Origin of the sequence: Paenibacillus sp. RUD330, assembly GCF_002243345.2 — a bacterium.
Classification (GTDB): domain Bacteria; phylum Bacillota; class Bacilli; order Paenibacillales; family Paenibacillaceae; genus Paenibacillus_O.
The window spans coordinates 1,142,038-1,154,713 of the sequence record NZ_CP022655.2 but is presented as its reverse complement, the minus strand read 5'-3'; the positions used below and the strand labels follow the sequence as shown (position 1 = coordinate 1,154,713).

Below are 12,676 nucleotides of genomic sequence, written 5' to 3'. Positions count from 1 at the left end.
TTTGAACTGTATGTTGAAAATTTTCTCATCATGTCATAGAAAGCGATTGCAAAATCAAATAAACTCTTACTCATGAAAGATATTTTCTCATGAATAAGATAGATTCCAGCCCTTTAGACCCACGTTCTTCCATTAAGCTTCTATACCCGGTTTCTTCAGCTTCATAAACAGCGCTGCCGCCGATTGCATCGCATAGACGGTCTCGACCGGCTGGCCGTTCTCCAGAATGACAAGCGCGGGCACGCTTCGGATCCGCCATTTCTCGCGCAGCTTCGGAGCGAAGTTGATATTGATTTTGCTGACCGGCACTGTGCCGCCGATGGAAGCGGCAGCTTCCAGCAGCTTCTCCGCCACCCGGCACGTTCCGCATAGGGGGGTCGAAAAGAAAAGAGCCTCCCTGCGGTGGATGCGCCCAAGCGCGAGGAAGGTGTTTTCGTTCATTTCCGTCAAAGCCATCCGTTCTTTCCTGCCTTCCTTTGGGACAGAAAGCCTACCCTTCCTGCTCGTGATTGATTATATGCTCCTGCTTCATCCGAATATAATCCGGGTCTTTCTTGGCTGAATCCCAGGCTTCCTTGAAAACAGCTGCGGAACGGGCCTTCGTCTCGTCGATTTCCCGCGGCAATTCCTTTCCCGTCACCGGATCGTATTTGCGGCCGCTTCGATGATTGGCGTACCTTCTCGCTCTCGTATAACCCATCTGCAGAAATTTGCGCGCCATGTCCATGCCGGGAAATTCAGCTTTTTCCTTATAGCCTCGAAACAGCTCCAGAATTTTCCGGGAGGACTCCTCCGCGGCTTCGGGTGTTTTGAAGCGCCAAAATGGAAGAATCTCGCTCTTGTACGGCTCGATCATGAGCACGCCCTGCTCTCCCCTGCCGACGGTGTACAGCTCGGGCTGACGGCGGAAATCGATGGCAGCGTAATCCATTCCGTAGTCGAATTCCCTACCTTTCTCCCCCTTTTCCGCGGTCATCGGCACTCCTCCTTGGCGCGTCCTCGGAAGCCGAAACCGCCCGGCAAGAAGCCTGGATCGCTTCCTCCTCGCCATACAGCAGCACGAAGTCGCCGGCTTCGATCGGCGTCTCCCAACGGTCCTTGCGGATTTTGCGGCCGTCCCGCTTGATGGCCAGAGGGACGATCTCCTCTCCCTCGGGCAGAGCTTCCCTCAAGGTCAAGCCGAGCCATGGCGAATCCGCCGCGATCTGGACGCCCATGACGTCCTCCTGATGCAGGTCGTCCGCCAGCTCCTCCACCGGCAACGGAGCTCCTTCCGTATGGGATGGAACCCGGTTCGCGATCCAGTGGGCGACTCGCCGGTTGGCCGCAGGCACTCTCAGGAGCAGCCAGGCACAGGCGAGCAGCGCCGCCACAGACGCCAGCACGGACATATGGTCGTTCTCGGAGATGAGGCTGCTGATGACGGAGACCAGCACCGCGAGGGAGAAGGCGCCGAATAAAATGAGCGCCAGGCCGATCCTCCGTCGGACAGGATGGCGCAGGACGAGCTCGGATTCGGACGTCGTGAAGCCAGCCCCTGTCAGCATGGAAGCCGCCTGGAAGCTGGACTGGCTCGGCTCCATCCCGGTCATGACGAGCAGGATCGTGCTTAGTCGGAGCACCATCAGGATGATCAGCAAATAAAGCGCGATAAAGGCATAGCCCATGAACGTCGGCACCTTTCCTGTTCCCTTGTCAGGGAGCGCGCATCGATCCGGATCGCCGGCCGCTTCGTTCCCTTTACCCTTCTTCTACCCGCTGAGGGAAAGTCTCATTCATCCGTCTTCACGAACGCGACGCCAGACGCCTGTAGGCGATCAGGACCAGCCCGAGAAAGGCGATATACCCGACGGCCAGCGCGAAGATGCGGGAGGGATGGGTGGCAAGGCTTTGGCCGGCGTAAGCATAGATAAGCATGGCCGGCACCTTGCCGAGCGCCGAGGCCGCAGCGTACAGCGCGAACGGAATTCCCGCGACCGCGGCGTATGCGTTGACCGCATACTGAGGAATGACCGGAATCATCCTCGCGATCAGGATGGACAAGAAGGGATGCCGCTCCGTCATGCGCACGAAGCCGTCCAGCTGCCTGACCTTGCCCAGCCACTGGCGTCCCTTGTCCTGAAAAAAATAACGCAGCGCGCCGAACATCAGCAGCGCCGCCGTCCATGCCCCGAACAGGCTGATGAGTCCCCCCGCAAGCGGACCGTACATATAGCCGAGCGCGCCGATGACGATTCCGTAAGGAACGATCGGAAAGAAAGCGAAGCCTGCCGCCGCAAGAGCCATCAGCGCCGCCGGGGCGTCGCCGGCCTTCATCCAGGCGATGATCGGCTGATGATAGAAGTAGACGGCCGCCAGAACGGCGGCATATCCGGCTGCCGACAGCCATTTGAGTTTGTTCATCCCGACTCCCGCCTCCTTGTAGCTTCATTCTACATACAGTGCGGTTAGAAACTCAAATAAAGGGCTACACTATGCGCGGATTATCGCAGCCGCACCGCCAATCCGTCCTGCAGCAAAGCTTGCCGATAAAAGCGATAAAAGGAGCGCATGCGCATGAAAGCATTGACCTATCAGGGAAGACGCAAGGTCGAGGTCAAGGAAGTCAGAGATGCCAAGCTGCAAAAGAAGGACGACGTGCTCGTCCGGATCACGACAACGGCCATATGCGGCTCGGACCTGCATATTTTCAACGGCGAGATCCAGGGCATGTACGACGATTACGTCATCGGCCACGAACCGATGGGCATCGTGGAGGAAGTCGGCCCCGAGGTGACGAGCGTCAAGAAAGGCGACCGCGTCATCATTCCGTTCAACGTCAGCTGCGGTCAATGCTTCTTCTGCCAGAACCAGATGGAGAGCCAATGCGACAATTCCAACGACAACCACGATACAGGCGCCTACTTCGGCTACTCCGATACATATGGAGGGTTTCAGGGAGGGCAAGCCGAGCTGCTTCGCGTTCCTTACGGCAACTTCGTGCCCTTCAAAATTCCGGAGGACTCCGAGCTGACGGACGAGCAGGTCGTCTTCCTCTCCGACATCATTCCGACCGCCTACTGGGGCGTGGACAATGCCGGAGTGAAAAAAGGAGACACCGTCGTCATCCTCGGCTGCGGGCCGGTCGGCCTGCTGGCGCAGAAGTTCGCCTGGCTCAAGGGAGCTGGCCGCGTCATCGCCGTCGACCATATCAAATATCGGCTTGAGCACGCCCGCCGCACGAACAACGTAGAAACGATCAATTTCATGGAGACGGACAACACGGGCGCTTACATCAAGGAAATTACGAAGGGCGGAGCCGAGGTCGTCATCGACTGCGTCGGACTTGACGCGCAGAAGTCGACGCTCGAGAAGGTCGAGACGCTGCTCAAGCTGCAGGGCGGCTCGCTCAGCGCATTCGATCTCGCCGTCGAATCGGTCCGCAAGTTCGGCATGATCCAGCTCGTCGGCGTGTACGGCGCCACCTACAACATGTTCCCTCTCGGCCGCCTGTTCGAGCGGAACATCAATCTGCGCATGGGCCAAGCCCCCGTCATCCACTACATGCCCGAGCTGTACAAGCAGATCAAGGAAGGCGTGTTCGATCCGACGGATATCATCACCCATCGGCTGCCGCTCAGCGAGGCGGAGCATGGATACGATGTCTTCGATACCAAGAAGGAAGACTGCATCAAGGTCGTCTTGAAGCCGTAAGGGATAATTATTCCAACAAAGAGGCTGCCGGAGAAACCCTTCAACGTCGAAGGAGTTCCCCGGCAGCCTTTTTTCGGGCTTCGGCCTATCCGTTGTCCAAACGCTTCTCCATGCACAGGCTGGATTCGCAGCCGGCGTATTCTCCGAATGCCGGAATGACCTCGTAGCCGAACTTGCTGTACAGGCTGACCGCTTCCGGCTGCGCCTCCCCGGTCTCCAGCCGCATGACGGCATGTCCGGCCTCGGCTGCCTTGCGCTCCAGATAGGCCAGCATGCGGGAAGCGATGCCCAGCTTGCGGCAGTCCCTCTCCACGAAGAAGCGCTTGATCTCCGCATACGGAGCTTCCAGAGGCCGGAACGCCCCGCAGGCGACCGGACGGCTGCCGAGGTAGGCGACTGCGAATGTCGTCTTATCCGCCTTGGGACTGTCAAAATCAAGGCCGAAGATCTCATCGGCGGGATAACGCTCCAGCAGCTCCGCGTCGAGCCTGCCGATCAGCTCATGCAGATCCCGGTCCCGCTTGCCGACGATCACGATCTCGAATTTCTCTTCGCGGATGTTTGCCGCTTCCTGATCAGGGGCCATAGACGCCATTTCTCCTCCCACTCTCCTTGTCCATTCTCTATCTGATTCCAGTATAATCGTCAAGACCGGAATTTCCATAGGAACTCCTTCGGATGCCGGAAAGGGGCTGAACTTCTCTCATAAGAAGGAGAAGGCGGACATATCCTCTTAGTCCAGTCTTATTTGGTCCAAAGGAGGTCCAGCATGCCTTATATTGAAACCCGGGACGGCACCGCCCTCTATGTCCATGTCTCCGGCCCCTCCGAAGGCGTTCCCTTGCTGCTGGTGCACGGATGGCCTCTGAACCATCGGATCTTCGATGCCCAGCTGGCGCGCCTGCCCGCTCTCGGCTATCGCTGCATCGCACCGGATCTGAGAGGCTTCGGCCGTTCGGACGCCGCATGGAACGGTTATTCCCATGACCAGACCGCCGACGATTTGGAAGATATCAGACAGTCGCTCCGACTTGGACGATTCCTGCTGGCCGGCTTCTCCACCGGAGGAGGAGCCGCGATCCGGTATGCGGTCCGCCACGGCAGGCAGAAGCTGGCCGGACTCGCCCTTGTCTCCGCCGCCGTCTCCCTTGCCAAGAGCGCCGAGTGGCCCCATGGCTTGAATGCGGCTCAAACGAAGGATCTGATCGACAAAGCCAAGGCCGACCGGCCGGCCATGGTGACCGGGTATGCCAAACAGATGTTTTACCGCTACCACAGCCCCGAATTCATGAGCTGGTTCGCTTCTCTCGGGCTGGAAGCTTCGCTTGCCGGAACCGTCTCGGGGGCCGAGGCGGCTCTGGCCGAAGATTCGAGCGGGGAGCTGAACAGGCTGGCCGGGCTGCCTTCCGCCGTCTTTTACGGCGTTCACGACCGCATCGTCCCGCGAGCCGCCTCCGAGCAGCTCGCTGCCGCTCTGCCCGGAGCGGCAGCCTATCGGTTCGAAAAGAGCGGGCACGGCCTGCTGTTCGACGAGGCGGAGCTGTTCCAGCGAAGGCTCGAGGATTTCCTGGCGGCAGCCTGGCCGCAGGCATGAGCAGGCTGGAGGAGGATAAAGGCTCGAGCACCCATAAGGCTCGAGGACCTAGAAGGCTCGAGGACCTAGAAGGCTCGAGGACCGTGCAAGAGCGGCTTCGCTCGGCCAAACAAGGAAAAGGCAGCCGGTAGCTCCGGCTGCCTTTTCCTTGTTTGGATGAAGCCATCGGACAATTCGACCGGCATCCCGCAGCTCAGCGGACTACGGCTGCCGGAGGCTCGCCCCAGGCCAGGCCGGTCTGCTGCTGGCTCCACTGCCAGAGCCGCGCGGCCATTTCTTCGTCCAAAGCCTTGCGGGAAGGCTCGGCCGGCTTGCTTTTGATGTAGTACAAGCTTCCATCCTCTCCGCCCTCCTCCGACAGCGCCAGGTAAATGGCCGTAGAGGCGCCTGCCTCCGCCGTCTGGAAGAACGGGGTCAGCAGCTTGTAGACCGCCTTGCCGAAACCCGTCTCGCGGCTGACGCCCAGGCTGGTCGATACGGCCCCAGGATGGAGGGCATGCACGTGAATCCCTCGATCACCGAAGCGCTTCCTCAGCTCCAGCGCGAACAGCAGATTCGCGAGCTTGGACTGTGCATACCCCTTGACGACATTGAAGCCCTTCGTGAGATGCGGATCGGGAAAATGAATGCTGCCCGCCTTATGGGCGCCGGAGGAGACGATCACGATCCGCGAGCTCCCGGCTGCCAGGAGCGGTTCCATCAAGCCGTGGACGAGCGCGAAATGCCCCAGATGGTTCACGCCGATCATCCGCTCGAAGCCGTCCTCCGTCGTCTCCCGCTTCACGGTGACCACCCCGGCATTGTTCACGAGCACGTCCAGCCGGGAGTAGCGGGCACGGAAATCTTCGGCGAACCGGGAAATGCTGTCGAGGGAACCGAGATCGGCCGTCATCAGCATGATATCGCTCGATCCGCTGCGGCGGATGGCCTCCTCCCTCGCCTCCGCTCCTCGCCGAGCGTCGCGGCAAAGCATGACGACCTGCGCGCCCGATCGGGCAAGCTCGACGGTCGTAGCCAGACCCATCCCGGAATTCGCTCCGGTAACGAGCATCAACGGCTGCTGCATGGCTGCGCCTCCTCTCCTGAATAGCCTGAATCCGGTCTGGCCTGCACGATACGGATCGGTCTCCGCTCGCCGCCGGCTTCCATTCTTGGCATTTGCGTTCAAGCTATGTCCTATTACCCATGCGGAAGATGAAGCAAGCTTGAAATAGCAAGCTTCACTATCCGGGAGGCAAGCAATTTTCGAAGGCAGGCTTAATTATCCGAAGACAAGCTTCATTTGCGGTGGCAAACTTCCATGTCCGGGATGCCGGCTTTATTTGCGGCGGCAGCTTCAGCATCCGAGAAGCGGCTTCCCGAGGCACCTTCCATGTCCGGCTGTCAGCCGCCGCCTTTGCGATACTCGTAGTTCTCCTTGCACAGCTGCAGCAGCGCATGCTTCAATCCGCGCTTGGGCTGCGTAATGAGAAGCGGGCGGGCCCGGCCATCTCCGGGCATGCGGAGCGCCCTGCGAACCGCTCCTGGATCGGACACGGCATTGACGATGAGCTCGTCCGGCTTGGTGTTGTGCCGATAACGATGGATCAGGAAACGGTCGCAGGCCGCCTCGCCGTACCCGCGCTCCAGCTCGTGCAGCTGCAGGTCGCGGAGCATGCCCTCCTGCACCTTGGCGATCATGACGCCTTCCTCGCCGAAGTAGAGGACCTCCTGGTTCACATTCGTCTCGCGGTCGACGATCTGCTTGTCCGGCGTTTTCTCGAGGTTGCGGATATGGCCCAGCATATTCTGGGCTTTCTCGAACTTCAGCTGCTCGGCATATTCGCCCATCTGTCGGTACATCTGCGCGATCAGCGCCTCCTTGCTGCCGCTGAACAGCAGATCGGATACCTGCTTGACCTTCTCGCCGTACTCCTCCTCGCTGATATGCCCTTCGCAGATTCCGCTGCATTTGCCGATGTGGTAGAGCAGGCAGGCCCGCTTGGGCAGCTTGGTGCAGGAACGCAGCTTGTAGTGGTCGGCGACGAACTCCAGCAGCTCGTTGCGGAAGCGGGCGCTCGCGAACGGCCCGAAGCGCTTCGGCTCCAGTCCGGCATTCGCCGGACTGTTCTTGACAGCAGCCGAGGTTGTTGATGCTGTTGGAGCAGATGAAGCGGAATGGTTCCACCCTTTTCTGGATGCATTCGGAGCGTCCGGCTCGTTCAATGCGTTCGAGGTGTTCGATGCATTCCGATCTTTCGGCTGCAAGGAAAGGCATGCTTGGCTGGCCTCCTCTGCGGAAGAGGGTGCGCCCCCCTGCTCGCGGCGGTCGCGATAATAAACGTCCAGCCTTGGAATCCTTTCGGCGGTCAGCATTAGGTAGGCGTAGCCGCTGTTGTCCTTTTTCAGCGCTCGATTGTAGGGCGGCTTATGGATCTTGATCAGGTTGTTTTCCAGCAGCAGGCTCTCGGTTTCGTTGTTGACGAGCAGCACTTCGATGGAATCGATGAGGCCGACAAGCTCTCTCAGCCGCTTGCGTTTATGATGTGTATGAAAATAGGAACGCAGACGGCTCCTCAGCTTCTTGGACTTGCCGACATACAGCAGACGGCCCGATGCGTCGCGCATCAGGTAGCAGCCGGGCTTGTCGGGATAGTCCCCGGCCTTGAACTGGAACGGCATCGCCTGTCCTCCTCCGTTGTTCGGCGGCTCCAAACATTTGTTCTAGAGCCTCATTTTAACGCCGGCCTACGGAAAAAGGAAGATCATGAGCCATTCCGTCATATAAATGTAAAAAAATGGATGTTTGCGATCCGATTTGATACACTTTCACCGACAACGGATATACGGAGAAAGGGGTTTGTCCATGATTCGAAGAGCTCCCAGTGCCATCATAGAAAGAAAAGAAAGCTCCTCGTACGAACTGGTCTGGTGCCTCCACGGCATCGTCCGGATTTGCGATGCCCTTTGCGGCCGTCGCAGCAAACGGTTGAAAAGCTGGAAAGCCTCGCTCGGCGAAAGGCTGGATCGCAGCGGCCGTCTCGAGCGGAAGAACCGTCGCATTTAGACACTCAACCCGTCCACTGGGCGATATCACGAAGCTTCCTGACAAATATCGGCTATCTTTCTCGCAACCAAGTTCCGAATTTGGCTGATCGGAACGCTGATTTGCGTACTCTCACTTCGGGCATCGGATCCGGCCAAAAGGCCCCCGACAACATGCGCGCTCCGATTGTCGGACAACCTGCTCCATGTATGGGCATCCTAACGGCTGTTCTGGCCTTTTGTCTCCCATCCTCCAGCCAATAGGCCGCTTCGTCGCCTGGAGCCCTCTCATGACCACAAGCAGGGCTGGCGGATCGCGGGAAGCACAGCTTCCTGCCATTCGTCAGCCCTGTCTGAACCGGACGGGTTGCACGCCGCTGCTGCTGATAAGCGCAGCTGCAGCCCATGTCGCAGCACCCATCCTCCTATTTTCCCTGCTCGACCGCCGCCTCCAAAGGCCTCAGCGCCTTGCTCCCATCCTTTTCGATGAGGCTCTTGTGTATCCAGATCGCCGCCTGGCAGCCGTCGCCCATGGCGATGGAAGCCTGCTCCGAATGCGCAAGGACATCGCCTGCAGCCCACACATGCCGGACATTCGTCATCTTGGTGCGCGGATCCGCTTCGATATGGCGGTTGCCGTGCAGCGCGACGCCGAGCTGCGCCGCCAGTCCGGAACGCACCTCGTTGCCGCCGAAGGCGACGAATGCCTTGCCTCCCTCGATTTCCTTGCCCGACTCCAGGACGATTCCCTGCAGCTGCTCATCCCGGATGATCAGGCGGCGGATCGGCTCCTCCATGATTTCGACGCCCTTCTGCCGGAGCTTGTCCATGAGATTGGGAGCGACTTCCTGCTGCTCATGGTTCACATAGACCAGATCCTGCGTCCAATAAGTCAGGATATCCGCCATATGCGCTCCCGGATTTCCCGAGCCCATGACGATCGCTCTCCGGCCAGACAGCTCGTAGCCGTCGCAATCCGGGCAGACGTAGATGCTGATGCCGAGACAAGGAACCAGTCCCTCGAGCGGCGGCAGCCTGTCCATGACGCCTGTCGCCAGCAGCAGCCTCCGCCCCTCGTACCGCTCTCCGGCATCCGTCTCGATGACGAACGCTTCCGCTCCGTCCGCCTTCGCTGTGACGGCTTTTCCCTTGACGAACCTGACGCCGACCTTTTCCGCCTGCTCCTTGCCCGCCTTGCGCAGCTCCGGACCGCCGACCCCGTTCTTCCAGCCGATCAGATTCTGGTAACGAAGGCAGAAGTTCGATCTCCCGTTATCGGAATCGACGACCAGCACCTTATGGTTGTAGCGGCCCAGCTGAACCGCCGCGCTCAGTCCCGCAAGTCCGCCCCCGACAATGACGACATCGTATCGCATGACTCTTTTCCGTCTCCTTCCGGCATAGCTTTCTTCTGCTATTATTACCGAAACTCAGCTGAAGCTAATCGGCATACCCGGGATTGACCCTGCGCCCAACTTGCCTTTGAGGGTTGGATTCCGAGAGGGGGAGGAGTAGAATGGAAGATGACGGCAACGATCGGAGAACACCGCAAGCAACCGAGTTCGGGAATAATTTCGAACCCAATATAGGCTAGAACCAGGGTCCAGCCAGCCCCCAGAAAGGATTTGATACCCCTCATGGCGGATTCATTCTTATGGAAGCGCAACCTCCTTGTGTTGTGGACCGGCGTCTTTTTTTGCAGCACGGCCTACTCGATCTCCATCCCCTTCATCCCGATTTTCCTGCATAACGAGCTTGGCGTCTCGAGCCGGCTCACGCTCTGGTCCGGATTCGCCTTCGGCATCACGTTTCTCGCGAGCGCGCTGATCGCGCCCTACTGGGGCTCCCTCTCGGACAAATACGGCAGGCGGCCGATGCTCATCCGCTCCGGCTTCGCCCTTGCGGCCTTGTACATGCTCACCTTCTTCATCCACGATCCCTATCTGTTCCTCCTCCTTCGCATCGGCCAGGGCCTGCTCGCCGGATACGTGCCCGCGGCAATCGCGCTCGTGGCGACAAATACTCCGGAGGAGAAGACCGGCTACGCGCTCGGCATCATGGCGACCTCCGGCGCGACAGGCGGCATTCTAGGGCCGCTCATCGGCGGCATCGTCAGCCATTACATGGGCAACCGCGAAAGCTTCGTCTTTTCGGGCTGCATCGTGCTCGTCTCCGCGCTGATCGCCGTCTTTTTCGTCAAGGAGCAGAACTTCAACCGCAAGACGGTGCGCTCCTCGGTCCGCCAGGATCTGAAGGAAGCCTTCTCGAACCGCGTCTTCGTCACGATGCTGGGACTGGTCGCGCTGGGCACGTTCTCCGTCATGATCCTGGAGCCATTGCTGACCGTCTATGTAATCGAGCTTGGAGCGGGCAAGAGCGACGCCACGCTGCTCTCCGGCATCATCTTCTCCGCCGTCGGCATCGCGACGCTGATCGCGGCTCCCCAGTGGGGCAAGTTCGGCTCCCGGATCGGCTATACGAATGTGCTCGTCATCGGCCTGATGGGAGGCGGAATAGGCAATCTGCTGCAATTCTTCTCCAGCAGCTATGTCGGCTTCGGCGTGCTCCGCTTCTTTTACGGCCTCTGCTTCGCCGGTGTGTATCCGGCCCTGAACGCCATGATCGTGAAAGTGACGGAGCCGGAATTCCGCGGCCGCGCCTTCGGGCTGAACCAGTCCGCGACCCAGCTGGCGACGATGCTCGGCCCGATGATCGGAGGGCTGCTGGGCGGCTGGATTCCGATCCGATACGTGTTCGTCATCAACGGGCTCATGCTCGTCGGCGCAGCCATCCTCATCCGCACCCGGCATCTCGAGCGGCGGGTAACCCGGACGGCTCAAGCCCGCAGCTGACAAGACGGAATCAAAAAACCAGCCGTTGGACGGCTGGTTTTTTTGTGCATGGCATCGCCATGCCATTGGCGTGCATGGTATCGCTATGCCTTTTGCTACGCCAACTCATGCTTTGCTAGGCATCGCCGTTCATTCTTATGCTATGCATCCGTATTCATTCTCTCGACATGCATCGGGAGCTACGGTCCCTATGGACCAACCAGCTTGGCGCGAAGCGGTCCGCCTTCCGCCGATCCGATACATGCCTGCCGAAGCCTACAGCAGGCCGACAAGCTCCAGGCCATGCTTGATGCCGTCCTCGGCCACATCTTTCGTCACATGCTTGGCCGCCTTCTGCACGCTCTCGATCGCATTGCCCATCGCCACGCTGTTATGCACCAGCTGCAGCATCTCGATGTCGTTCAGCCCGTCGCCGAACGCGTAGACATCCTCCGGGCGGACACCCGCAAGCTTCACAAAAGCCTCGATGCCCTTGGCCTTGGAGCCGCCGAGCGGAAGCACGTCCATCGAGAACTGATGCCAGCGGATGAAGTCCAGCTCCGGGAACGTCTCCCGGTACTTCAGCTCGTCGCCGATCGTGCAGAAGAGCAGGCACTGGTAGATCTCGCGCCCGATGTAATACTCCTTGTCCCATTCCATGACCTTGTTCTTGAGCGCCAGCGAGCTCATGCTCTCGTCGATGTAGTCATGCTGCTCGATATTGGCCTTCATCGTCTCTTCGTTCATGTAGACGATCGGATGGTCATTGGCTGCGGCGGCCTCGGTAATCCGCTGCAAATATTCCGGACGGATCGGATTGCGCACGATCACCTCGCCCTTGCGGACCGCATACTGGCCGTTGTAGCTGATGAACGACTCGATGCCGAGCTCCTCGCGGATTTCCTTGAACATGAACGGTCCGCGTCCCGTCGCGATCGCCACCTCGTGGCCCGCTTCCTGGAGCAGCCGGACGGATTCCTTGGCGGAAGCCGGGATGTTCTTGTCATGGTCGAGCAGCGTTCCGTCGATATCGAAAAAGATCAGTTTGCCTGTCATGATGATTCCCCCTCTAGATTCCCTCTGTTGAAACGTTTCCTCGATCCTATGCGTCCGCGGCCTGAAGCGCCTCTCGCAGCCGATCGGGCAGCTCCCTGCTGCGCCGCTCGGCCGCATCCATGCAGACGCTCGTCACCTCGGCGTCGGCCCTCACGACTCCCGCCGCATCCGCGAGCTCCTGCTTCAGGACATAGCTGGTCCGGCCGGCCCGCAGCGGATGCGTGCGCACCGTCAGGCGGTCTCCCTGCACACATTCCCGCCTGTAGTTGATGTTCACGTTGACCGTCACCGTCTGGATGCCCATCTCCAGGAAGGCTGCGTAATCCAGTCCCGCTTGCTCGTACCAGTCTTCCCGTCCCCACTCCAGATACTCCAGGTACTTGGCGTTGTTCACATGCCCGTTCACATCGATCTCCGTCGACCGGACGATCAGTTCAAGCTCCGAAACCATCGCATGCGCCTCCATTTCCTGACTTGG

The 12,676-nt window shown here is 59.6% G+C and carries 13 protein-coding genes; 3 read left to right on the top strand and 10 right to left on the bottom strand.

Features of this window, described 5'->3' with window-relative positions; genetic code table 11:
- Positions 1-132: 132 nt before the first annotated feature.
- The 4 genes from CIC07_RS05055 to CIC07_RS05040 all read right to left on the bottom strand — a co-directional run bounded on the left by CIC07_RS05055 (position 133) and on the right by CIC07_RS05040 (position 2,403).
- Positions 133-456: a thioredoxin family protein gene (locus CIC07_RS05055; RefSeq protein WP_083688559.1), complete on the bottom strand. Its 324-nt coding sequence runs from the start codon at positions 454-456 to the stop codon at positions 133-135.
- A 34-nt stretch (positions 457-490) separates the two neighbouring features.
- Positions 491-976, bottom strand: coding sequence for a DUF4385 domain-containing protein (locus CIC07_RS05050; protein ID WP_076358820.1), 486 nt, complete (start codon positions 974-976; stop codon positions 491-493).
- Positions 948-1,667: a TrkA C-terminal domain-containing protein gene (locus CIC07_RS05045; RefSeq protein WP_076358819.1), complete on the bottom strand. Its 720-nt coding sequence runs from the start codon at positions 1,665-1,667 to the stop codon at positions 948-950. The genes CIC07_RS05050 and CIC07_RS05045 overlap by 29 nt, the downstream gene beginning before the upstream one ends.
- 118 nt (positions 1,668-1,785) lie before the next feature.
- Positions 1,786-2,403, bottom strand: a complete 618-nt coding sequence (locus CIC07_RS05040) for a TVP38/TMEM64 family protein (RefSeq protein ID WP_076358818.1) — start codon at positions 2,401-2,403, stop codon at positions 1,786-1,788.
- A gap of 153 nt (positions 2,404-2,556) precedes the next feature.
- Here CIC07_RS05040 and CIC07_RS05035 point away from each other — a divergent pair, with 153 nt between their 5' ends.
- Positions 2,557-3,693 carry a zinc-dependent alcohol dehydrogenase gene (locus tag CIC07_RS05035; protein WP_076358817.1) on the top strand — a complete coding sequence of 379 codons (1,137 nt, stop codon included), beginning with the start codon at positions 2,557-2,559 and terminating at the stop codon, positions 3,691-3,693.
- Between the two features lie 85 nt (positions 3,694-3,778).
- Here CIC07_RS05035 and CIC07_RS05030 read toward each other — a convergent pair whose 3' ends face one another.
- Positions 3,779-4,279: a GNAT family N-acetyltransferase gene (locus CIC07_RS05030; protein ID WP_083688557.1), complete on the bottom strand. Its 501-nt coding sequence runs from the start codon at positions 4,277-4,279 to the stop codon at positions 3,779-3,781.
- A gap of 183 nt (positions 4,280-4,462) precedes the next feature.
- On the opposite strand from CIC07_RS05030, the gene CIC07_RS05025 reads away from it, so the two are divergent.
- Positions 4,463-5,287: an alpha/beta fold hydrolase gene (locus tag CIC07_RS05025; protein WP_076358816.1), complete on the top strand. Its 825-nt coding sequence runs from the start codon at positions 4,463-4,465 to the stop codon at positions 5,285-5,287.
- 193 nt (positions 5,288-5,480) lie between these two features.
- Here the strand turns inward: CIC07_RS05025 and CIC07_RS05020 are convergent, their stop codons facing one another.
- The 3 genes from CIC07_RS05020 to CIC07_RS05010 all read right to left on the bottom strand — a co-directional run bounded on the left by CIC07_RS05020 (position 5,481) and on the right by CIC07_RS05010 (position 9,687).
- Positions 5,481-6,353, bottom strand: a complete 873-nt coding sequence (locus CIC07_RS05020) for an SDR family oxidoreductase (RefSeq protein ID WP_076358815.1) — start codon at positions 6,351-6,353, stop codon at positions 5,481-5,483.
- Between the two features lie 317 nt (positions 6,354-6,670).
- The gene (locus CIC07_RS25315) at positions 6,671-7,948 is read right to left on the bottom strand and encodes a GIY-YIG nuclease family protein (RefSeq protein ID WP_234993042.1); all 1,278 of its coding nucleotides are present in this window, start codon (positions 7,946-7,948) and stop codon (positions 6,671-6,673) included.
- 788 nt (positions 7,949-8,736) lie between these two features.
- Positions 8,737-9,687 carry an NAD(P)/FAD-dependent oxidoreductase gene (locus CIC07_RS05010; protein ID WP_076358814.1) on the bottom strand — a complete coding sequence of 317 codons (951 nt, stop codon included), beginning with the start codon at positions 9,685-9,687 and terminating at the stop codon, positions 8,737-8,739.
- A 261-nt stretch (positions 9,688-9,948) separates the two neighbouring features.
- Between CIC07_RS05010 and CIC07_RS05005 the strand changes: the two genes are divergently transcribed.
- Positions 9,949-11,163: an MFS transporter gene (locus CIC07_RS05005; protein WP_076358813.1), complete on the top strand. Its 1,215-nt coding sequence runs from the start codon at positions 9,949-9,951 to the stop codon at positions 11,161-11,163.
- A 255-nt stretch (positions 11,164-11,418) separates the two neighbouring features.
- Here CIC07_RS05005 and CIC07_RS05000 read toward each other — a convergent pair whose 3' ends face one another.
- Together CIC07_RS05000 and CIC07_RS04995 are read right to left on the bottom strand one after the other, a co-directional pair.
- Entirely contained in the window at positions 11,419-12,198 is a 780-nt protein-coding gene (locus CIC07_RS05000) for a Cof-type HAD-IIB family hydrolase (RefSeq protein WP_076358812.1), read from the bottom strand.
- A 46-nt stretch (positions 12,199-12,244) separates the two neighbouring features.
- On the bottom strand, positions 12,245-12,649 hold the full coding sequence (locus CIC07_RS04995) for an acyl-CoA thioesterase (RefSeq protein WP_076358880.1): 405 nt from the start codon (positions 12,647-12,649) through the stop codon (positions 12,245-12,247).
- Between the last annotated feature and the right edge of the window lie 27 nt (positions 12,650-12,676).